The organism is Deinococcus betulae, from assembly GCF_020166395.1.
In the GTDB taxonomy this organism is placed as follows: Bacteria; Deinococcota; Deinococci; order Deinococcales; family Deinococcaceae; genus Deinococcus; species Deinococcus betulae.
On record NZ_JAIQXU010000018.1, the window covers coordinates 37,182 to 62,473 of the forward strand.

The 25,292-nt window shown below is 66.9% G+C and carries 24 protein-coding genes; 19 read left to right on the plus strand and 5 right to left on the minus strand.

Annotated features, from left to right (window positions below; translation table 11 throughout):
• Positions 1–5: 5 nt before the first annotated feature.
• Positions 6–380, plus strand: a complete 375-nt coding sequence (locus K7W42_RS13895) for a hypothetical protein (RefSeq protein WP_224575429.1) — start codon at positions 6–8, stop codon at positions 378–380.
• Positions 377–1,738: an acetyl ornithine aminotransferase family protein gene (locus K7W42_RS13900; protein ID WP_224575431.1), complete on the plus strand. Its 1,362-nt coding sequence runs from the start codon at positions 377–379 to the stop codon at positions 1,736–1,738. Before K7W42_RS13895 ends, K7W42_RS13900 begins: the two co-directional genes overlap by 4 nt.
• A gap of 75 nt (positions 1,739–1,813) precedes the next feature.
• On the opposite strand, the gene K7W42_RS13905 is transcribed toward K7W42_RS13900, so the two are convergent.
• Positions 1,814–2,563 carry a hypothetical protein gene (locus K7W42_RS13905; protein WP_224575434.1) on the minus strand — a complete coding sequence of 250 codons (750 nt, stop codon included), beginning with the start codon at positions 2,561–2,563 and terminating at the stop codon, positions 1,814–1,816.
• A gap of 43 nt (positions 2,564–2,606) precedes the next feature.
• Positions 2,607–3,095 (minus strand): peroxiredoxin, encoded by a 489-nt coding sequence (locus K7W42_RS13910; RefSeq protein WP_224575436.1) that lies wholly within the window; start codon positions 3,093–3,095, stop codon positions 2,607–2,609.
• A gap of 45 nt (positions 3,096–3,140) precedes the next feature.
• On the opposite strand from K7W42_RS13910, the gene tilS reads away from it, so the two are divergent.
• The 10 genes from tilS to K7W42_RS13960 all read left to right on the plus strand — a co-directional run bounded on the left by tilS (position 3,141) and on the right by K7W42_RS13960 (position 14,892).
• Complete coding sequence (gene tilS / locus K7W42_RS13915; RefSeq protein WP_224575437.1) at positions 3,141–4,742, plus strand: tRNA lysidine(34) synthetase TilS; 1,602 nt, start codon at positions 3,141–3,143, stop codon at positions 4,740–4,742.
• Positions 4,743–4,927: 185 nt separating this feature from the next.
• Positions 4,928–5,119: a hypothetical protein gene (locus K7W42_RS13920; RefSeq protein ID WP_224575438.1), complete on the plus strand. Its 192-nt coding sequence runs from the start codon at positions 4,928–4,930 to the stop codon at positions 5,117–5,119.
• Positions 5,120–5,445: 326 nt separating this feature from the next.
• On the plus strand, positions 5,446–6,213 hold the full coding sequence (locus K7W42_RS13925) for a sulfite exporter TauE/SafE family protein (protein ID WP_224575439.1): 768 nt from the start codon (positions 5,446–5,448) through the stop codon (positions 6,211–6,213).
• The gene (locus tag K7W42_RS13930; RefSeq protein ID WP_224575440.1) at positions 6,210–6,482 is read left to right on the plus strand and encodes a hypothetical protein; all 273 of its coding nucleotides are present in this window, start codon (positions 6,210–6,212) and stop codon (positions 6,480–6,482) included. The genes K7W42_RS13925 and K7W42_RS13930 overlap by 4 nt, the downstream gene beginning before the upstream one ends.
• Before the next feature lie 200 nt (positions 6,483–6,682).
• On the plus strand, positions 6,683–8,650 hold the full coding sequence (locus K7W42_RS13935) for a radical SAM family protein (protein WP_224575441.1): 1,968 nt from the start codon (positions 6,683–6,685) through the stop codon (positions 8,648–8,650).
• Positions 8,647–9,537, plus strand: coding sequence for a phosphotransferase family protein (locus tag K7W42_RS13940; RefSeq protein WP_224575442.1), 891 nt, complete (start codon positions 8,647–8,649; stop codon positions 9,535–9,537). Before K7W42_RS13935 ends, K7W42_RS13940 begins: the two co-directional genes overlap by 4 nt.
• Before the next feature lie 126 nt (positions 9,538–9,663).
• Positions 9,664–12,024 carry a 3-hydroxyacyl-CoA dehydrogenase/enoyl-CoA hydratase family protein gene (locus tag K7W42_RS13945; RefSeq protein ID WP_224575443.1) on the plus strand — a complete coding sequence of 787 codons (2,361 nt, stop codon included), beginning with the start codon at positions 9,664–9,666 and terminating at the stop codon, positions 12,022–12,024.
• Between the two features lie 25 nt (positions 12,025–12,049).
• On the plus strand, positions 12,050–13,231 hold the full coding sequence (locus tag K7W42_RS13950) for an alpha/beta hydrolase family protein (RefSeq protein WP_224575444.1): 1,182 nt from the start codon (positions 12,050–12,052) through the stop codon (positions 13,229–13,231).
• On the plus strand, positions 13,228–13,665 hold the full coding sequence (locus tag K7W42_RS13955; RefSeq protein WP_224575445.1) for a hypothetical protein: 438 nt from the start codon (positions 13,228–13,230) through the stop codon (positions 13,663–13,665). Before K7W42_RS13950 ends, K7W42_RS13955 begins: the two co-directional genes overlap by 4 nt.
• A gap of 27 nt (positions 13,666–13,692) precedes the next feature.
• A complete protein-coding gene (locus K7W42_RS13960) occupies positions 13,693–14,892 on the plus strand; it encodes a thiolase family protein (protein ID WP_224575446.1) in 1,200 nt (399 codons plus the stop codon).
• Between the two features lie 57 nt (positions 14,893–14,949).
• On the opposite strand, the gene K7W42_RS13965 is transcribed toward K7W42_RS13960, so the two are convergent.
• A complete protein-coding gene (locus K7W42_RS13965; protein WP_224575448.1) occupies positions 14,950–15,855 on the minus strand; it encodes an Ig-like domain-containing protein in 906 nt (301 codons plus the stop codon).
• A gap of 260 nt (positions 15,856–16,115) precedes the next feature.
• Between K7W42_RS13965 and K7W42_RS13970 the strand changes: the two genes are divergently transcribed.
• The 4 genes from K7W42_RS13970 (at position 16,116) to K7W42_RS13985 (ending at position 19,996) form a co-directional block, all read left to right on the plus strand.
• Positions 16,116–17,339, plus strand: coding sequence for a cation:proton antiporter (locus K7W42_RS13970; RefSeq protein ID WP_224575449.1), 1,224 nt, complete (start codon positions 16,116–16,118; stop codon positions 17,337–17,339).
• A gap of 215 nt (positions 17,340–17,554) precedes the next feature.
• Complete coding sequence (locus tag K7W42_RS13975) at positions 17,555–18,760, plus strand: 23S rRNA (cytosine(2499)-C(5))-methyltransferase (protein WP_224575451.1); 1,206 nt, start codon at positions 17,555–17,557, stop codon at positions 18,758–18,760.
• A 30-nt stretch (positions 18,761–18,790) separates the two neighbouring features.
• Positions 18,791–19,204: a hypothetical protein gene (locus K7W42_RS13980; RefSeq protein ID WP_224575453.1), complete on the plus strand. Its 414-nt coding sequence runs from the start codon at positions 18,791–18,793 to the stop codon at positions 19,202–19,204.
• Between the two features lie 60 nt (positions 19,205–19,264).
• Complete coding sequence (locus tag K7W42_RS13985) at positions 19,265–19,996, plus strand: HAD family hydrolase (protein WP_224575455.1); 732 nt, start codon at positions 19,265–19,267, stop codon at positions 19,994–19,996.
• A gap of 282 nt (positions 19,997–20,278) precedes the next feature.
• Here the strand turns inward: K7W42_RS13985 and K7W42_RS13990 are convergent, their stop codons facing one another.
• Both K7W42_RS13990 and K7W42_RS13995 read right to left on the minus strand, forming a co-directional pair.
• Entirely contained in the window at positions 20,279–21,076 is a 798-nt protein-coding gene (locus K7W42_RS13990) for a glycine-rich domain-containing protein (protein ID WP_224575457.1), read from the minus strand.
• Between the two features lie 90 nt (positions 21,077–21,166).
• Positions 21,167–22,351, minus strand: coding sequence for a GTP pyrophosphokinase (locus tag K7W42_RS13995; protein ID WP_224575459.1), 1,185 nt, complete (start codon positions 22,349–22,351; stop codon positions 21,167–21,169).
• 35 nt (positions 22,352–22,386) lie between these two features.
• On the opposite strand from K7W42_RS13995, the gene K7W42_RS14000 reads away from it, so the two are divergent.
• Genes K7W42_RS14000 through K7W42_RS14010 form a run of 3 tightly spaced genes read left to right on the plus strand, consistent with a single transcriptional unit; the run spans position 22,387 to position 25,282 of the window.
• A complete protein-coding gene (locus K7W42_RS14000) occupies positions 22,387–24,240 on the plus strand; it encodes an N-acetylmuramoyl-L-alanine amidase (protein WP_224575461.1) in 1,854 nt (617 codons plus the stop codon).
• The gene (gene nfi / locus K7W42_RS14005; RefSeq protein WP_224575463.1) at positions 24,237–24,932 is read left to right on the plus strand and encodes a deoxyribonuclease V; all 696 of its coding nucleotides are present in this window, start codon (positions 24,237–24,239) and stop codon (positions 24,930–24,932) included. The genes K7W42_RS14000 and nfi overlap by 4 nt, the downstream gene beginning before the upstream one ends.
• Positions 24,929–25,282 carry an inorganic diphosphatase gene (locus K7W42_RS14010; RefSeq protein WP_224575465.1) on the plus strand — a complete coding sequence of 118 codons (354 nt, stop codon included), beginning with the start codon at positions 24,929–24,931 and terminating at the stop codon, positions 25,280–25,282. The genes nfi and K7W42_RS14010 overlap by 4 nt, the downstream gene beginning before the upstream one ends.
• Positions 25,283–25,292 lie beyond the last annotated feature (10 nt).

Sequence of the window (25,292 nt, forward strand, 5' to 3'; positions counted from 1 at the left end):
AGCGTATGGGTGCCTTCGATGTCCTGATCGTTCCTCGAAAGTGTGAAGGTTGCCAAACCTTTGTTCAGAGCCGCTGCCAGTTCAAGTATGGGACGCCCTGGCAAAGAGAATTTTCATTCGGCGATGAATTGACGTGGGAAAGCAAACCCATACGCTGGAACGGTCAGCCCATGACTGGCCTGATTTCTGTAGACGCTGAAATTGAGCCATGCCCCGTCTGTGAATTTGAATATGAATTCAGCATCGTCTACATCGATGACGGCAGATTTATCGGAGCTGGTCGAAATGGCGAAAGATTTCGATTTAAGAGTGATGAATACGCCACCGCAGTATTGAACTGTTTGCACGACGAATCCACATCTATAGAGGAGTCCCCATGACCACCCTGCCAAAGCCCCGCCAACCCGAACTCAAAACCGCTCTCCCTGGCCCGAACACCGCCGCCATCATGGAGCGTGACCGGGCGCACCTCTCCACCTCCTACATGCGTCCTTACCCCTTCGTGCCCGAGCGCGGCGAGGGCGTGTGGCTGACCGATGTGGACGGCAACACCATGCTGGACTTCTTTGCCGGCATTGCGGTGTCCACCACCGGCCACGCCCACCCGCATGTCGTGAAAGGCGTGCAGGAGCAGGTGGCGAAGTTTACGCACGTCTGCCTGACCGACTACCCGCAGGAAATCACCACCAGCCTGGCCGAGCGGCTGGTCAAGCATGTGGAAAAGCCCGGTGAAAAGTGGCGCGTGTTCTTCTCCAACTCGGGTGCCGAAGCTGTCGAGGCGGCCGTCAAACTGGCTCGCAACCACACTGGGCGCCAGCACATTATCTCGACGATGGGCAGCTTCCACGGGCGCACCTACGGCGCCATTACACTGACCGGCAGCAAAACCAAGTACAAGCGCGGCTTCGGCCCGTTGCTGCCCGCCGTATCCCATGTGCCCTACCCCAACCCTTTCCGCCCCCCGCTGGGCAGCACCCCCGAGACCTGCGGGCAGGCGGTGCTGGCACACATTGAAGAACTGTTCGTGGGCATCCTGCCTGCTGATGAGGTCGCGGCCATCATCGTCGAGCCCATGCAGGGCGAGGGCGGTTACATCGTGCCGCCGGCCGACTTCCTGCCGGGCCTGCGGGCCCTGTGCGACAAGCACGGCATCATGCTGATTTTCGATGAGGTGCAGGCCGGGATGGGCCGCACCGGCAAGATGTTCAGCTTCCAGCACTTTGACGTGCAGCCCGACATCATCACGTCCGCCAAGGGCATTGCCTCGGGCATGCCGCTGGGGGCGCTGCTGGCCAAGGACAGCGTCATGACCTGGCCGGTGGGCTCGCACGGCTCAACCTACGGCGGCAACCCCGTGGCGGCGGCGGCCTCGCACGCCACGCTCGACCTGCTCGAAGGTGTCATCAAGCATCCTGGCTGCGGCGACAGCTTGATGACTAACGCCTCATTGGTGGGCGACTACATCATGGCCGAGCTGAAGGGCATGCAAGCAGAATTCCCGTTCCTGGGCGATGTGCGTGGCCGGGGCCTCTTTATCGGGCTGGAATTCGTAAAGCCTGACGGCAGCCCAGACGGCGCCCTGCGCGACCGCGCCAGCATGGCGATGTTTGAAAAGGGTCTCCTGAACCTTGACTGCGGTGAGGCGGTTATCCGCATCAGCCCGCCTCTGATTCTCACGAAGGAAGAGGCGGCGACGGGCCTGGAGATCATGCGGGCAACGCTGAGAGAGCTGAAGTAAGGAACGGGGTTTGAACAGCGGGGAGCGTGGTGAGGAAAACCTCAGACCACGCTCCCCGCTTTTGATTCCCCCTCTTTACCGCTCTTCTGTCTGCGCGTCTGGTAAAAGGGTCCAGTCGTTTGTGGGCAGCGCGCCGCTGGTCAGGCGGAACGTGGTGTCTACCTCGGCGCCCTTGGTGATGGCAGTCACATCCAGCGTCATGCGGTTCCAGCCCTGGGTCAGCTGACCGGCAACCACGATGGTCATTTTGTTCAAGTAGCCCTGCTCCCGCCACTGACAGGACTGGGTGCCCCGCATCTGAACAGGCCGCTCGGCGTAATACATCAGTCCGGTCTGGGTGCGGCCAAGACTGGCGGCCTGGGCCTCGTCGTACTGGCCAGTGCTGATCACCGAGAAAATCTCACCCCCCGTGTTGACCGCCTTGACACTCAGTGCCAGTTGCACCACGCGGGCTGTGGGGTCGCTGGTCTGGATGGCCCCGGTGCAGGTGGCCCCCGGCGGCGGCTCAAACAGCGTGGCGGGCAGAGGGCTGCGGGTCGCTGGCGGCAACAGGCTGCTGTCCAGGGCGGCTGGCAACTTCAGGCTGAATTGCCCGCTGGCGCTCATGGGGGCGCTCACGATGACCTTGCTCACACCCAGGCTGCTCGCCACACGCCCCTCTACCTGGCCTGCGCCACCCCGCCACGGCACCGCGATCAGGGCCTCATCCGTGTGCTCTGACTGGGCTTTCACGGTGCCGGTGAGGGTGGTCTGGGCGGCGGCAGTGGTCCCGGCCGCCAGGCCAGTGAGAACCATCAGCGCAGCGCGGAGGACAGGGAGCTTCACCCGCTGAGTGGAGGCCAGAGGTGAGCCGTCCAGACACAACCTTTTAACCACGCGCTGCCTGCCCTGCGCGCGCCGCTTGCTGCCGTTCCAGTTCCGCCAGGGCGCCGGTCACATGGCTCATGGGGTTGGCGCTGCGGTGAACCCAGGCGACGGCCCCCTGCGGGTCAATCAGGAAGGTGGCGCGGGCGGCCATGTTCAGCAGTCCACCCAGACCGCCGATCACCCCGTAGGTGCGGCACAGGCTGCGGTCGCTGTCGGGAATCAGGGGGTAGCTCAGCGAGCAGCTGTCGCGGAAGGCCGCCTGCCGGGCTTCGGTATCGGTGCTGACGCCAACGACCTGGGCGCCCAGCCGCTCAAATTCTGGCAGGGCCGCTTCAAAGCGCTGCGCCTCGATAGAGCAGCCGGCCGAACTGGCACGCGGGTAAAAGTACAGCACCACCCACCCGCCCTGCAGGGCCGACAGCTGGACCTCGCGGCCATCGTCACTGCGGCGGGTAAAGTCGGGGGCCGGCTGGCCGACTTGAACACTCATGCGCCCGATTCTAGGCGCCGGCCCCTGCCTCCGTAGAATGCGGGGGTGAAGGTGTTGCTAACGCCGCTGCGGCCCTATAGCGGTCAGGTCGTCGTGGTGGGCGTGTCGGGCGGGGCCGACAGCGTGGCGCTGCTGCGGGCGCTGGTGCTGGCGGGCGCGCGGCCTGTGGCGGCGCACTTAGACCACGCCCTGCGGGCAGCCTCAGCGGCAGATGCAGTGTGGGTAGGCGAACTGGCCGCTGCGCTGGGCGTGCCGTTTGAAACGGTGCGGGTGGACGCGGCGGCAGTGGCGCAAAAGCGCGGCTGGAATCTGGAAGACGCCGCCCGGCGCCTGCGCGCCGACTTTCTGGGCCGCATGGCCCGGAAGCACGGCGCCCAGGCCATCCTGACGGCCCACACCCGCCGCGACCAGGCCGAAACGGTGCTGCTGGCGCTGCTGCGCGGCGAGGGCGTGTTGCACGGCATCCCCCCGGTGCGCGGCTGGGTTCACCGCCCCTGGCTGGCGGTGGCCCGCGCCGACCTCGAAACCTTTTTGCATGCGTTGGGCCAGAGTTGGCGCGAGGATGAAACCAACGCCGACCCCACCTATACCCGCGCCTGGCTGCGCGGGGCGGTCATGCCGGTCCTGGCTGCCCGCTTTCCCAGCGTCGAGGCCGCGCTGGCCCGTGTCGCGCAGTACCAGGCCCAGGATGACGCGGCGCTGCGGGCGCAGGCCAGCCGCCTCACGGCACACGGCCCGCTGGAGCGGCAGCCGCCTGCCGTGCTGCGCCGCTGGATGCACGCGCAGTTGTCGGGCGCGGGCCTGCGGTTTCATGCCGGTCATCTGGAGCAGCTGGTCGGGGCACTAACGGCAGGGGAGACCGCGCACCTCACGTTGCCGGATGCGCGCGCCGTGACGGTGACGGGCTCGAAGCTCTGGCTGGCCCCCGTTTCTTTGCCCGAGCCCGCGTTTGTACTGCCGGCCGGCTGGCAGCGGCGCACCCGGCAGCCCGGCGACCGCATCACCTTGCCCGGCGGCACGCGCAAGCTCAGCGACGTGCTGACCGACCTGAAGGTGCCGCGTGAGGACCGGGACCAGGTGCTGCTCCTGGTGTCAGGAGAGGAGGTGCAGTGGGTAGGGGTACAGCCCCCCGTGTGGGCGGTGGGCGCGCGTGAACAGGTGGGCGCCCCACCCGACCCCTGGCACGCCGCGATGGGGGAGGCGCTGGTGCTGGCGCACCAGGCCGCTGCGGCCGGCGAGGTGCCTGTGGGCGCCGTGGTGCTTGGCCCAGACGGCGCCGTGGCAGGCCGGGGCCGCAACACCAGCCGCGAACACGTCGACATGACCCGCCACGCCGAGCTGGCCGCCCTGCGAGAAGCCGCCCGCACTCTGGGCACCCCCTACCTGACGGGCTGCACCCTGGTCGTGACCCTGGAACCCTGTCCCATGTGCCTGGGCGCCGCGCTGGAGGCCCGCGTGGGGCAGATTGTCTACGGCGCCCCCAACTCCAGAGCCGGGGCGCTGGGGGGCCAGCACGACCTGCTCACCGCCCACTGGGGCCACGCGCCGGGGGTGACCGGCGGCGTGCGCGCCCGCGAAGCGGCCCGGCTGCTGCGCCAGACGTTTCAGGCGGTGCGGGCCGCCAAACAGCCGGACGGCCCCCCATGAAGCTCGCCGCTGACACCCTGACGTGGCACGACGCATCTATAGACGCCCTTCACGCTGACCCGCCGCATCTGGTCTGGACGATTCAGGTGTTCCGCTGGGACATTCACTAGGACGGGGATGCGCAGCCCGGCCAGCTGGTCTTTGAGGATGTCCAGGGTGTTGAGGCCCAGCACGACCTGCAGGGGGTGCCCCTGACCGGCGAGGTGGCTTGGGAGGTCTTAGAAGCCCAGTTCGGGCGCCTGGGCGATGAGCTGCGCTGCCGCTTTCTGCTGGCCCTGCCGCTGGTGACCACGGCGCAGGGCGGCAGCGGCTACGCTGAAGTGGTGGTGTCGTGCCGCGACGCCTGGTTTGTGCCTGCATCTGAAGGGGAAGTGTAAAGGGGCCTCTGGCTGTGCCGTTCACCACTTGGGACAGAACTGACGTTATCGGGTGGGACCATCGCCGTTCTCACTCCAGCGCAGGCGGCGGCTGGTGGCGGGTCACTTCAGTCTTCTTGAGAGCCATCCTCAGGCCCTCTCTGTGGTATTCCGGCAGCCGTCCTGTTCCCGTGCAGGTATCTCGGTGCGTCCCGATAGCCTTGCTGACAGAACGGCTGGGGTCAGCGCTCATCTGTCGCCCCTCTTGAAAAGCGGACGCTCACCTCTGCCTGGCTTCCCTCATGCGTTAGCCTCCGGGGCGTGAAAGCAGGCAAGAAAGGACTGGGGTGCTGAGCGCCCTGACGCTGGCGGTGATCGGCATTGGGCTGCTGGCCGGGGTGCTGGGGGCCATCCTGGGTCTGGGCGGCGGTGTGGTGGTGGTGCCCGCCCTGGAATTTGTGCTGCCCCTGTTTGGCCGTGACATCACGATTGCGCAGGCCGTGGCGGTCAGTCAGATTGGCGTGCTGGCGGTGGGCCTCAGCGGCGCGGCCAGCTACTTGCAGCAGGGGCTGGTGCGGGCGCGCACCGGCTACCTACTCTCGCCCTACACGATTGTGGGCGGCGCGCTGGGGTCGTTTCTGGGGCTGGTGCTGCCGGGCCGTGCGGTGGCCACCGTCTTTGCGGCGCTCCTGCTGTATTCGGCGTATAACCTCCTGCGCGGCCTGAAACGGGTGGAGCAGGAGCGTCCCCCCAGCCGGCTGGTGCCGCCCGCCATGACCTTTGCCGGCGTCATGAGCGGCCTGCTGGGCATAGGCGGCGGCACGGTGCAGGTGCCGGTCCTGAACTTGATGGCTGGGGTGCCTATCCGGCAGGCGATTGCCACCAGCACCTTCATCATGGGCCTCACGGCAGTGGGCAACGCGCTGGTGTATCAGGCCGGTGGGCTGCTGGACGTACGCCTGGCGGCTGGGATTGCGCTGGGGGTGCTGCTGGGCGCGCGGGCGGGGGCCACCTTACAAAGCCGCATTCCCGCCGCGCAGCTCAAACTGCTGTTCAGCCTCCTGCTCATCTTCACCGCCGGGCAACTGCTCTGGAAATACTGGGGGCACGCATGAGTGCGGAGCCGCGCCCAGATACGGAGCTGGCTGGACTTCCTGCCTGGCTGTACCCGCTGGGCTTCTGGGTGGGGGTGGTGCTGCTGGCGCTGGGCCTGCTGGTGCCTTCTGCGGTGTGGGTGGGCGTGGTCTGGGTGGCAGCCGTGCCCGTGCTGGCCGCGCTGTGGGTGGCGCTGAGCGGCTGGCGCACGGACCGCCGCCTGAGCGTGGCGGCGCTGCTCGCCCTGGCAGGGCTGGGGCTGGTGGTTGTGGTCCGGCAGTTGCTCTGAGGGTTCAGAACAGGTGTGGGGTTCCACCTGACGTGCAATGGCATTAGGCGGTCAGTAGAGAAACAGGGCCTTGGGTTCGCCTTCCGCTGCCATTCGCTCTATCTGACGCCTGAATGTTTTGGATTTAGTTGATCTGTTCGGACTGACCCTGCGCCAGCTTCGTCGCGCCCTGTCGTCGCTGAGGCCTCTACACTGCTTCTATGCTTCCCGCATGGCGTTTTCGCAGTGAAGGTGGGCAACTGACGGCCTTTTGCACGGCGACGGGTGCCCGGCTGAGTAGCGGCCTCACGCCTACTCGACTTCGCGCACCAGAGCTGCTGGACGTGAAACTGACGGATGTGTGCAGCGTGGGCTGCGCGTTCTGCTATCAGGACTCGCGCCCAGACCGGCGCCATGCCCAGCTAGAGGACGTGGCCCAAATTGCCGCTGAGGCGGGCCGCGCCGGAGTTTTTGAGGTCGCGCTGGGTGGCGGCGAAGTCAGCGAATATCCGGATTTTCTGGCGGTCCTGCACCTGTTTCGGGGGGCAGGCGTCGTGCCCAACTTCACCACGCGGCGGATGCGGTGGCTGGCGCAGCTGTGGCCGCAGGTGCGGGGCCTTGTAGGCGGCGTAGCAGTCAGCGTGGGCCGCGCCGCCGAGGTGCGCCTGCTGGGCAGCCTGATTCCAGCGTCCGAGCGCCTCAGCGGGCAGTTGGTTGCCCAGGTGGTCATGGGGACCGTACAGCGGGAAGAATTGCGCTCGCTGGTTTGGGAAGCAGGCGCGGCAGGCATTCGCGTGACCCTGCTGGGCTTCAAGGATGTGGGACGCGGGCAGACGTTCCAGCCTTTGCCATACACCTGGTGGCTGGCCGACTTAGCCGACTATGTGCGGCACACGCCTGTCAGCATCGACACCGCACTGGCCGCCGAATGCCCGGCCGACCTGGCCGCGCTGCTGGTCCCTGGCTCGTACCACACCGAAGAAGGCCGCTTCAGCGCCTACGTGGACGCCGTGGCCATGACGCTGGCGCCCAGCAGTTATCACGCTGGGCCGGTGCATCCCTTTAGAGCCGACTGGCTCCAGCACTTCGCCTCGCCGGGTTTTGTGCAGGGGCCAGTCACGCCGCCGGCACGGGGTCGGGTCCGCCTGGGCTTCGCCACCAATTCCAGCAGCAGTCATTCTTTGGTGTTGCTGCGAGAACCCGTGGCGGATGACCCGGCTGATCCCGCCGAGTGGGAAGAGGCGTTTGCCACCAAGTACGGCGAGTTCACAGCCGCCAGCCTGGAGGCCAAAAGGTATTACCTAGCCGCCGTTCTGATGATGGCCCAGGAGCATCTTTTCCCTCGGCAGACAGAAGCCGAAGCGCAGGCCCTGATTCGCCGCCTCTGTGATCTCCCGGAAGGGGCACCCCTCAGCGCCGAAGGTATAGACCACCAGAGCGCCCTGTGGTTTAAGCCGAATCCGGCGGGGGCCGGCCCACACCCTCACCAGTTTGAGAGAGTGAAAACCGTGCTGCTGGCGCCGCCTACCAGCATCTTTGGTCGGAGCGACATGGGAGGCGACGAGGACGCGCTGCGCTGGCAGCAGGTGGACTTTATGCTGGACAGCGCCGACTTCATGTACATGCTCTCGCTGGACGAGGCCGAGCAGCCTCTCCCGCCGCGCACACCAGCGTTGAGCGAACCGCTGTACCTGCTGGGCCTGGTCCGGGGGCAGCGCTTTCTGGCCGTGGTGCAGCGCGCACTGGCGGCGGGCCTTTCCTGGGCGGAGGTCAAGGCGGCCTTGCTGGAAGGCGGCGAGGATGACGAAGAACAGGAGCCCGACCACCCAGCCCTGTTCCTGAAGGTGCTGGCTGCCGCTGGGCTACACCCCCCCGCTTTCCTGCTGGCTCAGCCAGACCGTGACCGGGCCACTGGGGGCGGGCAGTGGTTCTCGCTTTATCTGAAAGCCCCGCCTGAAGACCTTGACCGGTTCATGGCGCGACTTGAACGCCTCTGGGCTGAGGCCCCAGCGTTCTCGCACACAGTCCTTGACTACGCCACGTCTGACCTGGGGTTCAGCCGCTTTGACCGAGACCAGTTCGGCAAGCTGCTCAAGGCGCTAGAGAGGGGGGGGCGCTTTGTTACGGCTGTCGGTCCTGAGCAGTTCGGCATCTTCCTACGCATCACGGACTACCTGAAGCGCCTGTGAACGGGGATGCGCTGCCTGTGCTGAGTCCAGCCGAAGTGGCGGCCCTTCTGCCCCCGGACCTGGCAGAGAAGCCAGTCAGCTGGCTGGGAGAAGGCACTGACCACCGCGTCTACCGATTGGGCCAGGCGCGGGTCCTGCGCTTCCCCAACTGGTCCGGCGGGGGAGAGGCGCTGCGGAGAGAAGCGGCCCTGCTGACGGCCCTGGCCCCAGCGCTACCGTTGCCGGTGCCAGCCGTGCTGGGCTGGGGCCAGCCGGCGCCGTCATGCCCAGAAGGTTTCGCTGTGGCGCGCTGGCTGGACGGCCGCTCTGGTCTGGGTGTGGCGCTGCCTGCGCCTGACCAGGTGGGCCGAAGCCTGGGCCACTTCCTGAACGCCCTGCACCGCGTTCCTCGGTCGTCCATAGACCTTCCGACTGACCACGATCCCACCGGCGCGGATTGGCAGGAAGCCGCGCACGAGGACCTGGCGGCCGGAGGCGACCTCGTTGATTTGGCCTTCTGGGCGCGTGTCGTGGACTCGCCCCCGCCTCTAGACGTAGCCCTGGTGCCCATCCACGGTGACTTTGCCGCCGAACACGTTCTGCTGGATGTGGCTGGCCGGCCCTGCGGCGTGCTGGACTGGGCCGACGCCGCCCTGGGTGATCCGGCGCGCGACTGGGCCGGGCTGCTGCACTGGGCCGAGCCAGACCTGTTGGCTGCTGCGTTGGCGGTTGCGCCGCAACCGGCTGCCCTGCTGCGCCGCGCCGCTTGGTACGCCACCTGCCGCGCGCTGGGCGACCTGGCTTACGGTGTGGTGGAAGGCAAAGAAGCGTATATCCACGCTGGACAGCGGGCGCTCGACCACCTGGCGCGAGGCAGTGTGCAGGCGGTGGGGAAGCCCATCCTCTAACTTCGGCCCGCTGTATTCCTCGCCTGCCGCTTCCTTGCTCATGCCCCTCCGTTCAGTGGACAAACGCCCCTGCCCCGCCTTAAACTTGAACCGAGTCTAATTTTTCACCATCTCGCAGGAGGTCGCATGAAGATTCAGCCCCACCGTATTCAAAAGGCTGCCGTGCTCGGCGCGGGCGTCATGGGCGCTGCTATTGCCGCGCAACTCGCCAACGCCGGGATTCCCGTTTTGCTGCTCGACATCGTGCTGCCGGACAACCCCGACCGCAATTTCCTGGCCAAGCAGGGCGTCCAGCGCGCCCTGAAAGCCCGCCCCGCCGCCTTCATGGACGCGGGCCGCGCCGCCCTGATTACGCCCGGCAACCTCGAAGACGACCTGAAGAAACTGAAGGATGTCGACTGGATTCTGGAAGCGGTCATCGAGAAGCTGGACGCCAAGCGCGACCTGTGGGAGCGCGTGGAAAAGGTCGCCAAGAAGACAGCCATCATCTCCAGTAACTCGTCGGGCATTCCCATGCACCTCCAGATTGAGGGTCGGGGTGAGGATTTCCAGCGCCGCTTCGTGGGCGCGCACTTCTTCAACCCGCCGCGCTACCTGCACCTGCTGGAAGTCATTCCCACGCCCAAGACCGACCCAGAAGTCGTGAAGACCTTCAGCGAGTTTGCTGAAACGACGCTGGGTAAAGGCGTGGTTGTCGCCAACGACGTGCCCGGCTTTGTGGCCAACCGCATTGGCGTATACGGCATCGTGCGCGCCATGCAGCATATGCAGAAGGCCGGCCTGAGCCCCGCCCAGGTGGACCAACTGACCGGCCCCGCGCTGGGCCGCGCCAACAGCGCCACCTTCCGCACGGCGGACCTGTCGGGCTTGGACATCATCTACCACGTGGCCAACGACCTGGGCAAAGCCACGCCCGAAGACGAAGATTTCACTCTGACGCCTGCTTTCCGCGCGCTGGTGGAAGACAAGAAGTTCCTGGGCGACAAGACCGGCAGCGGCTTTTACAAAAAGACCAAGGACGAGAAGGGCAAAACCAAGATTCTGAACCTGAACCTGGACACCTTCGAGTACGAGGACCAGGGCAAGGTGAAAGTGCCCGCTGTGGACGCTGTCAAGGGGCGCCCCCTGGCTGACCGCGTGAAGGCGCTGTACGCCGCCGAAGGCCCCGAAGGCGAGTTCCTGCGCGGCGTGATGAACGACGGCTTCTGGTACGCCGCCAAGATGGCGGGCAACGTATCAAATCGTCTGCAAGACATTGACAACGCCCTGAAATGGGGCTTTGGCTGGGAGCAGGGGCCGTTCGAGACGATGGACACCCTGGGTGTGCAGACGGTCATCGCCAATCTGGAAGCAGAAGGGCGGCCTCTACCCCCCCTGCTGGCCGCCATGAAGGCCAGTGGCCGCCAAGCCTTCTACCAGGGCGAGGAAACCGTGACGCCCGCCGGCGAGGCCACGAAGTACGAGGCGCCGTACTTTATCCTGACCGACCTGAAGAAAGACGCCACCAGGGTCGTCAAGAAGCGCGCCGGAGCCAGCGTCATTGACCTGGGCGACGGGGTGCTGCTGGCCGAGTGGCACGCCAAGATGAACGCGCTGGGCGAAGATCAGCTGCGGACCGTGCAAGACGCCCACAAGTTGGTGCAGGAGATGGGCTATGCAGGCCTGGTGATTGGCAACCAGGGCGAGAACTTCAGCGCGGGCGCCAACCTGCCCCTGATTCTCTCGCAGGCCCAGGCCGACGAGTGGGACGAACTGGATGATGCCATCAAGCAGTTCCAACAGGTGACGACCAGCCTGCGCTTCAGCCCCCACCCCACGGTTGCGGCTCCCTTCGGCCTGACGCTGGGCGGCGGCGCCGAGTTCACCCTGCACGCCGACCATGTGGTCGCCAGCGCCGAGCTGTACATGGGCCTGGTGGAAGTCGGCGTGGGCCTGATTCCCGGCGGCGGCGGCACCAAGGAAATGCTGCTGCGCTTTACGGATATGCAGCAGCCGGGCCAGCGCGTGGGGGCGACCCTGCTGCCTGCCGTGCAGCGCGCCTTTGAACTGATCGGCACCGCCAAAGTCAGCACCAGCGCCCTGGAAGCGCGCAACCTGGGCTTCCTGCGCAGCAGCGACACCGTGGCAATGAACAAAAACCACATCCTGGAGGATGCCAAGCGGCAGGTGCTCGCGCTGGCCCCCGGCTACGTGCAGCCCACGCCTCGCCAGGACATCCCTGTGATGGGCGACGCCGCCATTGCGGCCATCAAGAGCGCCCTGCACGGCATGCACCAGGGCGGCTACATCACCGATTACGACCTTGTGGTGTCCGAGCAACTGGCGCGCGTGCTGTCGGGCGGCACCGGCAACAACCGGACCGCGAAAGTCAGCGAGCAGCATCTGCTGGACCTGGAACGCGAGGCCTTCCTGACGCTGCTGGGCAAGAAGGGCACGCAGCAGCGCATTGACCACATGCTCAAGACCGGCAAGCCGCTGCGCAACTAAGGCGCACACCTGACAGGATGACCCCATGACCCGCCTGACTGACCGACTCCGCACCGTTCGCAAACGCCGCGCCCTGGCCTGGGCCGCGCTGGGCTACGCCGCTCTGGTGTTCGCTGGCGCGCTGTTCGGGGCCGACATCACCCTGCGGTCTAAAACCCGCTGGGTGAAGGGTGTGTTTGTGCCGGTGGGGCGGCGCGGCAACGACATCTACCTGCCGGCGGGCTCGGAAACGCTGTCGCGCGGGGTGGTGGGCGTGGTGCCGCTGCTGCCCAACCGGGGCCACGCGGTGCTGGGCGGCGGCAAGTTGACGGGTACGCTGGTCAAGCGCCCAGTGCTTCAGGAACGCGGCGTGCTGCCCAACGGCGCGCTGGCGTGGGTGTCCACCTTCGTCTACAACGGCACGCCGGCGCAGTTGGGGGTGGCCTTTGAAGACACCGCTGTCTCTACGCCGCTGGGCGAGATGCCCGCCTGGCACATTCCGCCCACGGGTGAGGTGCCGGAGCACTCGGACGCCCTGGTCATCGTGGTGCACGGGCACGGCGGGCAGAGGGCTCAGGCGCTGCGGATGTTGCCCGCGCTGCAGCGGACGGGAGCAGGTTCCCTGTTCGTCACTTTTCGCAATGCGTATGGAGCGCCCCGCTCAGCCAACGGTTACCTGACCCTGGGCGACCAGGAAGCCGAAGACATCTGCGCCGCCCTGACCTGGGCCAAAGAACACGGCTACCAGCGCGTTGTTCTGTATGGCTTCAGCATGGGTGGAAATGTGGTGCTCAGTGTTTTGCGCGAGAAGCACCAGCCCTTCCCCCTGCCTGTGCTGGGTGTGGCGCTGGACTGCCCGGTGCTGGACTGGCGGGCCACGATTCTGTCGCAGGGCACGCGCTTTGGCCTGCCGAAGTTCCTGGCCCGGCATGTGGCGGCCTTTACGCAGTATGTGGTGACGCGTCGCAGTGGGCAGGACTTCGACACGGTGGACCAGTTGCGCGCCGCGCCAAAGTTCACCCTGCCCATGATTCTGTGGCACGGCACCCGCGACCGCACCATTCCAGTGTCGCAGGCAGACGCCCTGGCTGCTGCCCGCCCCGACCTGATTGAGTACCACCGCGTCGAGGGCGCTAAGCACATCCGCTGCTGGAACATTGACCCGGCAAAGTACGACGCTCAGCTGGAGGCGTTTGTGGGAAGGGTGCTGAAGAAGGTGGACGTGTGACTGAGCCCTTGGTCATCATTCAGCACCTTGGTCTGTTCGAAAATAAGCAGGCACGTCAGGAAGCAAAGTTGGCGATGAGACTGCCTGTCATCAAAATTGCTCACTCAACAGTGGCCGTTGCTCATTTTGTGTCGTCAATCCGAGAATACAGGGTGCTTGAATACGACAATCTTGTCTTTGCCCAACCCCAAGAGCTAGGCCTAAAGCTCCAAGAGGGTCTATTGAGAGCGACTCCCTTTTCTGCCCATCCGTTTGGCTCGCCCAAAAATGTTGAATTAGCTCTTGGCGAAACGGCTAGATTCGAATGGAGACGTCTATTGAAGGTCAATATCATGACTCACAAGGTCATCAATATTGCTCTAGTTCAGAGACCCGTCAAACAGGATCTCTTCTTTCATGCTCCAGACCACCTAATCCACCTCGAGCTTTCATGAATTCTCGAATAAGAGGAGAGAATTTGTATGCGTGACGCTGTTATTGTTTCGGCTGTTCGGACTCCTGTTGGACGCGGCGTGAAAGGCACGCTCGCCAATACTCGCCCTGATGACCTAGCCGCCCTGGTGCTGAACGAGGCCGTCAAGCGTGCGGGCGTAGACGCCGCCGTCGTGGAAGACGTGTACCTCGGCTGTGCCATCCCCGAAGCCGAGCAGGGCCTCAACGTGGCCCGTCTGGCCGCCCTGCGCGCGGGCATGCCCGACAGCGTAGGCGGCGTGACTGTCAACCGCTTCTGCTCCAGCGGCCTGCAAACCATTGCGATGGCGGCGGCGGCCATTCAGGCAGGCCAGGCTGACGTTATGCTGGCGGGTGGCGTGGAATCCATGAGCTTCGTGCCCATGAGCGGCCACAACCCCAGCCCCAACCCCGACCTGGTGGACAGCCGCCCCGGCGCGTATATCGGCATGGGGCTGACCGCCGAGAACGTGGCGACCAAGTACGGCATTTCCCGCGAAGATCAGGACGCCTTTGCCCTGCGCAGCCACCAGCGCGCCGCCGCCGCCCAGGACGCCGGCAAGTTCGACGCCGAAATCGTGTCGGTGCCGGTGCGCGTGGACAAGGCCAAGGGCACCAAGATGAAGTCTGACACCATGCAGTTTGACAAGGACGAGCTGATTCGCCGCGACGCCAACCTGGCCGATATGGCCAAAGTTCGCCCGGCGTTCAAGGCGACCGGCTCGGTCAGCGCGGCCAACTCCAGCCCCTTCAGCGACGGCGCCGCTGCCGTTCTGCTGATGAGCGGCGAGAAGGCGCAGGAACTGGGTGTCAAACCTCTAGCGAAGTTCCTGGGCTTTGCGGTGGCGGGCGTGGAACCCGAGCTGATGGGTATTGGCCCCGTTAAGGCCGTACCCAAGGTGCTGGCCCAGACGGGCCTGACTCTGGCGGACATTGATTTGATCGAGTTGAACGAAGCTTTCGCCGCGCAGTCGCTGGCGGTCGCCCGTGAACTGGGGCTGGACGAGGAGAAGCTGAACGTGAACGGCGGCGCCATCGCTCTGGGGCACCCCCTGGGCTGCTCGGGCGCCAAGCTGACCACCAGCGCCATCTACGAACTGGGGCGCCGGGGCGGCGGCAAGGCCCTGATTACCATGTGCATCGGCGGTGGCATGGGTGCGGCGGGGATTATCGAGGTTTACCCGGCTGAAGAACGGCAAGCAGCCGACTGAGCAGGATAAGAAAGGGGGACGGGAGCTTAGTGCCTCCGTCCCCCGTTGCTTTGGCGTTTATTTCAGGAAAGTGCGTGCGGCGTTGCGTACCGCGTCAGGGTTGGTCTTCAGCTGGGTCAGGTGGCCCTGGCGCTGAGCCAGCGCTCCAGTCACCAGTGCGCGGGCCTGTGCTTTGGCGGCGCTCTGGGCGCCCAGCCCGCTGGGCACAGAGGTGGATGACTGAATGAGCAACACAAACACGTCTTGCGTGGGTTCACCGGCCGCATTGAAGATGGCGCCGCTGCCTTCAAAGGCGGCTTTGCCCTGGAAGGTGCCCATCTGCTGGTCGTCGTCTATCCCAATGAAATAAAAGCGCAGGTCATTGAGGTTCTCGTCAAAGGAGAAGGCTGTTTCCAGTCTTGCTCTGGCGGTAATCTCCCCCAGCAGGCTGTATCCGGCGCGGGTCTCGGCCTGGTTCCGGTAGATGCCCAGCGCCGCCGTCTGTCCGTTCTGACGGCCTTCATCGTCAAAAATGACGGCGCCCTGGTCAACAAAGGTGCCGGCCGCGTTGACCAGACCCCAGCCCCAGACGCCCTGGTACAGCGTGGGGGCAACATTCACCGTCACCTGTGTACCCGCCGCGCTCATGTTGCCAGCAGCGTCATAGGCTTTAGCCGTGAAGTTCTGAATGCCGTTGTCTGCATTGCTCACGGTGCGGCGGGCTTCGTAGGGCGCGGTGGTGTCACTGCCCAGCAGGGTCGTACCCGCAAAAAAGTCCACCCGTGCCACACCAACAGCGTCCTGAGCGCTGGCCGTCAGCGTCAGGGTTCGGCCGCTCTGAACGCCCTGAAGCGTCACAGTGGGCGCGGTGGTGTCGGCCGGAGGGGGCGGCGGGGTGGTGCCACCGTCGCCGCCGCCGGGGCAGGCGGTCAGCAGGGCGGTGCAGGTTAGCAGAGGCAGGGCCAGTCGGGCGGAACGCTTCACGTCAAGCAGCTTAGAGTGTTCTCACGCCCCGCGCTGCCTCAATTGCTGCGGCTCCTTTGCCTCATCTGGCCTTAGGGTCGGGGCCAGGAAGACTCTGGGTGCAGTAGAGTGAACGCAGAACAGTGCCGCCACCGTGCGGCGGGGTGCGGCCCCTATAGGCCGCTTGGGTGGAGACAGGTCAAGTTGGCCTGTCTCTATTCTTTTGTGCCGCCGCTGAGGCCCGTCCCCATGTTCGATCCGCTTCCACTGGAGGTTTCCTTATGTTCAAGTTCCTTTTTACCTTTCTGCCCCTGCTGTCTGGTTCGGCGCTGGCGGCCAGTTCGGGAGAGACGGCCGGGTTGCTGCTGGGTCTGTTCTGGGTGGTGCTCGCGGCCACTCTCTGCGGGGCGCTGGCCAGCCGCCTTGGGATGCCGGCCGTGGTGGGGCAGGTGCTGGCCGGGCTGCTGATTGGCCCCGGCGCCCTGGGACTGGTGCAGGCCGACGACTTTCTGCTGAGCCTGGCCGAACTGGGCGCCGTGTTCCTGCTGTTCATGGTGGGGCTGGAAACCCGCTTCCGCGACCTGCTGGCGGTGGGCAAGGAAGCCGTGCTGGTGGCCCTACTGGGCATCATCCTGCCCCTGGGGCTGGGCCTGGGGTTCGGGTTGTGGCAGCACCTGGGCACCGTCAGTGCCCTGTTCGTGGGCACGGCGCTGGTGGCGACGTCGGTGGGGATCACGGCCAAGGTGTTGCAGGAACTGGGCGTGCTGGACGCCCGCTTTGCCCAGGTCATCCTGGGTGCAGCGGTCATCGACGACATTCTGGGCCTGACCCTGCTGGCGGTGGTCAGCGGCCTGGGCACCGGGCAGAGCATGGGCGCGGCGCAGGTGGGGCTGATTCTGGGCCTCAGCCTGGGGTTCGTGGCGCTGGTGCTGACTGTGGGCCTGCCGCTCATTCGCCGTTTCGAGTCGCGCCTGCGTAGCCTCAGCGTGTCGCGCATGTTTAACGTGGCGGTGGTGACGGGCCTGGGGGTGGCGGCGCTCAGCACGGTGGCAGGCCTGGCGCCCATCATCGGGGCGTTTCTGGCTGGGATGGTGCTGGCAGAAGTTAAGGACGAGCTGGAATTCGAGTCGAAAGTGCATGCCCTGGAAGCCTTTCTGGCCCCCATCTTCTTCGTGGTAGTGGGCTTGCAGGTGGACCTGAGCGTGCTGACCAGCGCCGCAGTGGTGCTGGCCGGGGGCGCCCTGACGCTGCTGGCGGTGGTGGGCAAGGTGCTGGGCGGCCTGCTGGGGGCGCGCAGCCTGGGTCAAGAGGCCCTGCTTGTGGGCACCGGCATGGTGCCGCGCGGCGAGGTGGGCCTGATTGTTGCCAGTCTGGGCCTGGCCGCCGGGATCATTGAGGGACCGGTGTATGCCCAGGTGCTGCTGATGGTGCTGCTGACCACGGTGCTGGCGCCGCTGGCCCTGCGGGTGTTGGTCCGGCGAACAGCAGTCGGTTCGGTGTCCTGAGGGTAGGGAGGAGGTGGACTTGTGTGGTGGCGCAGTGCCGGGAAAGAACGGGATACAGTTCTGCAAAAGCAGATCGGTGCACCTTTCTCGTCAGGTCTGGCCTCGGGAAAGCCACGTAATTATAGGTGAATTGCTATCCCCTGGGCAGTCTGACCACTGGAGATGAGGCCGCCACGCCGAGGCCGACTCTGCGCCCCATGCGCTACCCTGCGGGGATGCCGGACGCCGCCTCTGCCCCCCGTGCCCGCCTGCGCCTGCGGGTGTCGCCCGCTGCCGAGACCCATATCCGCGCCGGTCACCCCTGGGTGTACGAATCAAGCCTGCGTGACCAGAACCGCGAAGGAGAGGCTGGTGAACTGGCCGTCATCTACGACCGCCGCGACCGCTTTCTGGCCATCGGCCTGTACGACCCGGCCAGTCCGCTGCGGGTGCGGGTGCTGCATCAGGGAACGCCCGCCACCCTGGACGATGCGTGGTGGACCGCCCGCCTGGACGCTGCCTTGCTGCGCCGCGCGCCGCTGTTTGGTCCCGACACCGACGGCTACCGGGTGGTGAACGGCGAATCTGACGGCTTTCCAGGTCTGGTGGTGGACCGCTACGCGCAGACGCTGGTGCTCAAGCTCTACACGGCGGCGTGGTTCCCACACCTGGAACGGGTGCTGGGGCTGCTCGCCGCCCGCTTTCCTGGGTTCGCGGCAGTCCTGCGCCTCAGCCGCAATATTCAGACCCAGGCGGGGGCACTGGGGCTGCATGACGGTCAGGTGGTGGCGGGTGAGGTAGAGGACGGCACTGTCGTCTTTCACGAAACAGGCCTGGCCTTTGAAGCCGATGTCCTGCGCGGGCAGAAGACCGGCTTTTTTCTGGACCAGCGCGACAACCGCCGCCGCGTCGAAAAACACGCGCGGGGCCGGCGGGTCCTGAATGCCTTTTCCTTCAGCGGGGGCTTTTCGCTGTACGCGGCGCGGGGGGGCGCAGCCGAGGTGGTCAGTCTGGACATCAGCGCGCACGCCCTGGCGAGTGCCAAGCGCAATTTCGCCCTGAATCCGGAACTTAATGCGCCTCATGAGACGGTGCAGGCTGACGTTTTCGAGTGGCTGGCCGAACCGGGACGCCCCTTTGACCTGGTGATTCTCGACCCCCCTTCGCTGGCCCGGCGTGAGACGGAACGGGCCGGAGCCATTCGGGCATACGGCAAGCTGGCGGCCGACGGGATTCGGCGGCTGGAGCGCGGCGGCATTCTCGTCAGCGCGTCGTGCTCGGCGCATGTCAGCGCGCCTGAGTTCTGGGACGCGGTGCGCGGAGCGGCGGGGCGCAGTGGCCGTGTGTGGCGCGAACTGGCCACCAGTGGGCACGCTCCAGACCACCACGCGACTTTTCCAGAAGCGCAGTACCTCAAGGCGATTTTCCTGCAACTGGATTAGATGCAGGCCTTCAGATGTATGTGTGGGCTGGTGCTGGCTTTCTTGGTCGGAACGGCGCTGGCCGCGCTTTGTTCACCCGCCCAGGACGACCGGCGGGCGCGTTTGGAGGAGCGCTTTGCTCAGTCGCAGGCCCGCTGGGCACAGGCCGCTCTGACGACCTATCTGCTCGAAGGCACCCAGCTGCAGGGCGGTCAAACAAGCAGCTTCCGTGCGGTGGTGCCGAGTAAGACTCGTATGGAGACCGCCGGCCCAATCAACAGTGTGGAACAGCTGTTTGAACTGGTTGGAGAACTGTTGGAGGTCTCGCGGCTGACCTGCTTCGATGTGCTTGCCGTATTTCACGGTCGGTATGGCGCTCCCATGTGGGTGACCTTGCAAGTGCCTGTCTCGGGAGGGCTCCACCGGGTCATGGTCCAGGTCACCCGCTTCGGGCCCGGTCCCTGACGCCGTTCCTGCGCCAAGGCGCCGCCTGTTTCCAGAAGACACCCGCTCTACACTCCGTCCATGACGCCGCTGCGGGCTGTGATTCTGGACCTGGACGACACCCTGTTTGACGATACGGCCTGCACCCACGCGGGGCTGCGGGCGCTGGCGACGGGTCACCGCCTGACCCTGGACCCCCACGACCTGTTTGCCCAGCACGCGGCGCACATCCGCGCCATTGACCCGCTGCTGTTTCGGGGCGAGCTGACGGCCCACGGCGCGCGGGTGCTGCGTTTTACGCGACTGCTGACGGACCTGGGGGTGCCGGCGCCCGACGGTGAGGCCGCCACCCACACCTACCGCAGTGCCTACCGCCAGGCGTGGACGCTTCTGGACGGTGCCGGTGCCCTGCTGAGTACCCTGCGGGCGGCGGGCCTGAAGCTGGCGGTGCTGACCAACTACGTGCGCGAGGTGCAGGCTGAAAAACTGGCGCACTTCGGGCTGGAGGGCCAACTGGACGCGCTGCTGTGCATAGACGATCTGGGCTGCGCCAAACCTGACCCCCGCGCCTACCACGCCGCCTGCGCCGCGCTGGGTGTCCGGCCCGAAGCGGCCGTGATGGTGGGCGACTCCTGGGCCAACGATGTCGAGGGAGCGCGTCACGCGGGGCTGCGGGCGGTGTGGGTGAATCGGGCGGGCCACCCCGCCCCCGACCCCCAAGTGCCCTCTGTACAGCGGCTGGTGGATTTACCGGCGGTGCTGGGGCTCCCGCGTTCCGGGGCAGAGGGTGTCTGGCGAGAGGGGAAGACCTGAGCTGGACGCCAGAGGAAGCGGACTCATACGCACTCCGATTGAATCGAGCAGAATGCTCGGTGAAATCCGAGCGGACTTGGAAAGCTGCGCAGCAGAGCGAGAAGGAAAAAATGCGGATTTCGCGATATGGAAGCGCAGGCGGTGCCTTTCCGGCTGTGCTGCAATTAAGCGGAATCCGTATCAGACAGCGGCGGAGCAGGGTGCACGGAGTTCGCGTTGCGGAGGCGCAGACCGTGCGCTTCCAACGGCGCCGTTAGGCAGTGGGTTCCGTTCGGCAGGGCCTCAGCTGCCGCAGCCCCCGCCACCGCAGCTGCTCCCGCCGCCATCGCTACATCCGCCGCCGCTGTCCCCACTGGAACTGGTGTCACAGCTGTTGTCGGCTTGGCCTGAACTGGTGTCCAGACCGATGAAGGCCAGCGCCCCGGTGTCGCTGTCGCGGTATCGGCGCGGTGCGTGGCGTGGTGTCCGGGGATGGCCGCGCCTGCCCAGCACCAGGAGCGTCAGCAGCCCGAACACGGGCAGGGTCAACCAGAGCGGCAGGCCTAGCAAGGTGAGGAGCAAGGTCAGCCCGGCGCCGCTGGCCAGCCACAGGGCCGCGCCGCGCGTGCTCCCCTGCACTTGCGGGGCCGGCTTGGGTGCGCGGCGCGCGTCTGGCCACAGGTCTGCTGGGGGCAGCTCTCCAAAGGTCTGGGCGTAGGCGTCCAGCGTCTGCTCGTACTGCGTGCGGAAGTGGGCGGCGTCGCTCGGCTGGCCGTCGCCGGGTTCATGGTGCAGGGGCCGGGGCAGCAGCGGCGTCAGGCGCTCCCAGTAATCGCGGGTGAACAGCAGGTGGGTGTGCCACAGCTCGTCCACCGCTTTCGACGGGGTGACGGGGTGGGAGCAGACCGCAGCCAGATACAGAAAGCGGCGGTATTCCTGGGCGGCGCGGGCCGTAAAGGCCGGGGTCCAGCGGGCGTCCTGGGCCGCGCGGCGCAACAGGGCCGGCGGAAACTCGTAGGCGCTCAGGGCAGCCCACAGGAGCGGGGTAGACAGGGAAGCGGTGTTGACCAGAGGCTGACGAACCGTTTCTTCAGAACGCATGGCCTTTCTCCCTTGACGGCGGGCGCGGCGGGCTGACCAGGACGGTCGGCACTGGCCCTGTTCCGTCGCCTTCAGCGTGCGCCGCCTGTGTCAGTCGCTCGTCAGGCGACGCTCAAGCGCTGGGGGGGTGGGCGTCTCATCTTCAGGCCCGGCTGACACGGCAGGCTGAAGAGGTTGCGGCGCGGCCTCTGGCCCCCGGCTCGCCACCGCACATTCGTAGGCGTTCTGGACGGCTTTCACCAGGTGCTCACTGCTCAGGACGCCGCGCAGGTCCAGCAGGTTGACAATCTCGTGAGGGTTCAGGGCCGGATTGACGCAGGCACGCAGCAAGCCGTAATGCACCACGCTGGTGCCGGGCCGCGCGCCGCCGGCCGGCGTCCAGGTCTCGCGCAGGGTCGGCAGCAGCGTGGAGGCAAAACACACCACCTCGGCGTGGTGGCGGCGCAGTTCCTTGTGCAGCGCCCCCACCGAATGCACCCCCACGTAATGCAGCAGCTGGGCCAGGCGCTGCGGGCGCTCGGGGTCCGGCCAGCCGGTCAGCAGCGGCACCTGCAGGGCCTGCGCCACCGCTTCGTCCAGATCGCGCACCGGGGGCAAGCCCAGCAGGTGCGTCATGCTGGCGGCGTCGATAAACACGCTGTCCGGGGCCTCGGCCACCCGCTGCGGCAGCGTGGCGGCGTAGTCGCGCGACAGGCGGTGCAGGGCCATGAATTCCTCGTCGGCCATCTCCAGCAGGCCCGCCAGGCGGTAAAAGCGCCGCTGCACCTCGCGTGGAATGGCCTCGCGGTTCTTGTAGCCCAGGTCATGCTCAATCTCGGCCCAGGCGTGCTGGAGGATGGAGCGAATCTGCACTTCAAACTTCAGACCGGCAAAGGCCGCCAGGCCGGGGGTTTGCGGCGTCACCTCCACGACGTAATGCACGCCCAGATACCCGAAACGGTCCGGGTCGTGCATCTTGCTCTTGTCCATCGAGTTGTCCCAGTCGATGGTGTGGTGCTCCTCTAACAGCCGCGCGACCAGGCCCACATCCGACTCGAAATAGGTGATCACGCGCGCAGCCACCAGGTCGGTCACGTCGGCCAGCGCGCCGTAGCGGCCGGGTTTGCGGCGCAGTTTGTCTCCCAGACTGGCACGCTTTTTCACGCGCCCGGTGACGTGGTGAATGTTCAGCCCCGCCTCGGTAATCAAACTGGCGGTGTGCGCGACCGCCGCGTCCCGCAGCGCTTCATAGGTCGGCAACTGGGCGTCAAAAGCCGTCAGCAGCGGGTCGCTCATGGAGTTGCAGCATACGCCGTGCTATCTCGGGGAGCATGCGCGTTTGCAAGCCCCCTCTTTCGCTGGTCTTGGGTCTCGCCCTGCTGACGGGCGCCGCGCAGGCCGCGCCGGACGTTTACGTGGCCTACCCGCCCGACGGACACCGCGTGGCCGCCGATCACGTCATTCTGGAAGGCAGCGTGACGCCGGGCGCCACATTGACGGTCAGCGGCACCCCAGTGCCCACCGGCCCCGATGGCCTGTTCATGACGTGGTGGCCGCTGAAAGCCGGCGGCAATGTCCTGCGGTTGGTGACGCGCCTGGGCGGCCAGAGTGCGGCGCGGGTGCTGACCGTCACGCGCACCGTGGCCCGCGCGCTGCCGGCGGTGCGCACCGCCATTGACCGCGCCAGCGTGCAGCCCGCGCAGCCGCTGGACTTCTGGGACGCGGCCAACGATAGCCCGGCCGAGCGGCGGGTGCCGGTGCGCTTTCTGGGGTCGCCGGGCGGCCGGGCCACCTTCCGGGTGGCGGGCGGCCCGGCGCAGCCGCTGCCCGAGGGGCCGGCTGGGGTTTACAGCGGGGCCTATACGCTGCCCACTGGGCTGACCCTGACCGGCGCGGCATTGACAGTCAGCCTGACGGGCCGCGATGGGCGCACCGTCAGCGCGGCGGCGCCGGGCCGCCTCAGCAGTGCGCCGGCCCTGGCCCGCAGCGTCACGCAGCTGCCGGGCAGCGTGCCGGGCCTGGGCATCAACGCCGCCGGCACGGTCCTGACCACCATGAACGGCGAGGCGCTGCTGTACCCACGCGAGGGCATGACCTTCCGGGCTGTGGGCCGGGTCGGGGCTCACCTGCGGCTGCGCCTGGCCCCTGGGCTGGGTGCCCTGGTGACGGCGGCGCAGGTCTCGCCGCTGGGCTTTGCCCCGCCTCCCGCCCTGAGCGGCGGCGGGGTGACAGCCGAAGGGGAAGGGGAGGGGACCGTTCTGTCCGCCCTCCCCACGGCCACCAGCGGCACGCCGCCCAAATCGGTGTCCACCACCGTCTCCACCCCGGCGCTCTCGGTGCGGGTGCCACTGGGCTCCGCGCGCCCACCGTTCACGCTGGAGCAGCCGGACGCCCGGACTCTGGCGTTGACGCTCTACGGCTCATTGGTTGCGCCGCTCACAGTCCCTGCAGAGCGGCCCCCAGCCATGGCCGGTGCCGAGGTGCAGGCGGTGGCCCCCGGTGTCACCCGGTTGACCCTGCGCCTGGCCCAGGCGGCCTGGGGCTTTACGGCTGCTTACGACGGCCCCGACCTGCGCCTGAGGGTGCGCCTGCCGCCCAGCCTCAACCCGGCGCAGCCGCTGCTGGGGCGCGTGATTACGCTAGACCCCGGCCACGGAGGCACTCAGAACGGAGGGGCTGGCAGCTTGCGGGTGCCGGAAAAGGGGCTGGTGCTGCCGATTGCCCGGCGGGCGGCCGAATTGCTGCGTGCCCAGGGCGCCACCGTTTACCTGACCCGCACCGCCGACGTCACCCTGGGCCTGACCGAGCGTGGGCTGGTGGCCGAGGAAACGGCCAGCGACCTGCTGATCTCGGTGCATGCCAACGCCCTGCCCGACGGCCGCGACCCACGCGGAATTCGGGGCCCCGAGGTGTATTTTTCCCATCCGCAGGCGCAGCCGGTGGCAGCGGCCATCCTGGCGGCGCTGCGGGCGCGTCTGCCTGACCTGGGGCCGGGCGCAGGCCTCAAACCGGGGGCCGACCTGGCCCTGACCCGCCCCACCACCCAGCCCAGCGTGCTCGTGGAACTGGCTTACCTGACCGATGCGGGCAACCTGCGCCTGTTACACAGCTCGGCCGGCCAGGAGCGGTTGGCGCAGGCGCTGGCCCAGGGCGTCGCTGACTTTTACGCTGGAGCGGCGCGGTGAGGCCCGACCTGCTGGCGCCGCCGCCCAGCCCCCAGGTGGCCGAGGAGTGGCAGCGCGCCTGGGCCGAGCTGGTGGTCGCCCAGGACGACCTGGGTCCCGTGGCCACAGTGGCGGGCGTGGACGTGGCCTACCACGACCAGAGCGGCGAACTGGTGGCCGCTGCGGCCCTCTTGGATGCCCAGACCCTGACCGTACTGGAGGAGGTGACGGTGCGTGACCAGGCGCAGTTTCCCTATATTCCAGGTCTGTTTTCCTTCCGCGAATGCTCGCCTGTGGCGCGGGCGGTGAAGGCCCTGAGCCGACGCCCCGACCTGATCGTCTGCGACGGGCATGGGCGGGCCCATCCGCGCCGCTTTGGCCTGGCCTGCCATCTGGGCGTGGCGCTGGACCTGCCCACCATCGGCTGCGGCAAGACGCGCCTGACGGGTGCAGAGACGCTGCCGGGACCGGACCGAGGCGCGCATACGCCGCTGCTGGACGGCGCCGAAGTCCTGGGGGCCACCCTGCGGACCCAGAGTGGCGTGCGGCCGGTGTACGTCTCGGTGGGCCACCGGGTCTCGCTGCCCACGGCCCTCACCTGGGTGCTGCACTTAGCCCCGCGCTACCGCCTGCCCGAAACCACGCGCGCCGCCGATGGGTTGGTGCGCCGCACGCTGGCCAGTACAGAGACTCAGCCAGAGGTGCAGCCATGAGTGCCCTACGCCCCTATCTGGGTCAGCAGGTGCAGGTGGTCGTGGACCGGCCCCTGGGGTCAGTGCATCCCCGGCATCCGGACCTGGTGTATCCCGTCAACTACGGCGAGGTGCCGGGGACCCTGGCGGGTGACGGTCACCCCATTGACGCCTACCTGCTGGGCTGGGACGAACCCGTGCAGGCGGCCCAGGGCGAGGTGATTGCCATTATCGAGCGCCTGGACGACGCCGAAGACAAGCTGGTGGTGGCCAGGGGCGGCACCGCCTGGACGCCCGAATCGGTGGGCACCATCATCCGGTTTCAGGAACAGTATTTTCGCACGCGCCTGCTGTGGGCCGAAGGGCGTTAACGTTGGGGCC

Bases quoted from the DNA above. Each gene is read 5' to 3' on its own strand.
- K7W42_RS13975 (WP_224575451.1), top strand. From the start codon at position 17,555: ATGCCGGACGCCGCCTCTGCCCCCCGTGCCCGCCTGCGCCTGCGGGTG.
- K7W42_RS14000 (WP_224575461.1), top strand. From the start codon at position 22,387: ATGCGCGTTTGCAAGCCCCCTCTTTCGCTGGTCTTGGGTCTCGCCCTG.
- K7W42_RS13995 (WP_224575459.1), bottom strand. From the start codon at position 22,351: ATGAGCGACCCGCTGCTGACGGCTTTTGACGCCCAGTTGCCGACCTAT.
- K7W42_RS13930 (WP_224575440.1), top strand. From the start codon at position 6,210: ATGAGTGCGGAGCCGCGCCCAGATACGGAGCTGGCTGGACTTCCTGCC.
- K7W42_RS13935 (WP_224575441.1), top strand. From the start codon at position 6,683: ATGCTTCCCGCATGGCGTTTTCGCAGTGAAGGTGGGCAACTGACGGCC.
- K7W42_RS14010 (WP_224575465.1), top strand. From the start codon at position 24,929: ATGAGTGCCCTACGCCCCTATCTGGGTCAGCAGGTGCAGGTGGTCGTG.
- K7W42_RS13945 (WP_224575443.1), top strand. From the start codon at position 9,664: ATGAAGATTCAGCCCCACCGTATTCAAAAGGCTGCCGTGCTCGGCGCG.
- K7W42_RS13985 (WP_224575455.1), top strand. From the start codon at position 19,265: ATGACGCCGCTGCGGGCTGTGATTCTGGACCTGGACGACACCCTGTTT.
- K7W42_RS13970 (WP_224575449.1), top strand. From the start codon at position 16,116: ATGTTCAAGTTCCTTTTTACCTTTCTGCCCCTGCTGTCTGGTTCGGCG.
- K7W42_RS13960 (WP_224575446.1), top strand. From the start codon at position 13,693: ATGCGTGACGCTGTTATTGTTTCGGCTGTTCGGACTCCTGTTGGACGC.
- K7W42_RS13910 (WP_224575436.1), bottom strand. From the start codon at position 3,095: ATGAGTGTTCAAGTCGGCCAGCCGGCCCCCGACTTTACCCGCCGCAGT.
- K7W42_RS13950 (WP_224575444.1), top strand. From the start codon at position 12,050: ATGACCCGCCTGACTGACCGACTCCGCACCGTTCGCAAACGCCGCGCC.
- K7W42_RS13895 (WP_224575429.1), top strand. From the start codon at position 6: ATGGGTGCCTTCGATGTCCTGATCGTTCCTCGAAAGTGTGAAGGTTGC.
- K7W42_RS13990 (WP_224575457.1), bottom strand. From the start codon at position 21,076: ATGCGTTCTGAAGAAACGGTTCGTCAGCCTCTGGTCAACACCGCTTCC.
- K7W42_RS13900 (WP_224575431.1), top strand. From the start codon at position 377: ATGACCACCCTGCCAAAGCCCCGCCAACCCGAACTCAAAACCGCTCTC.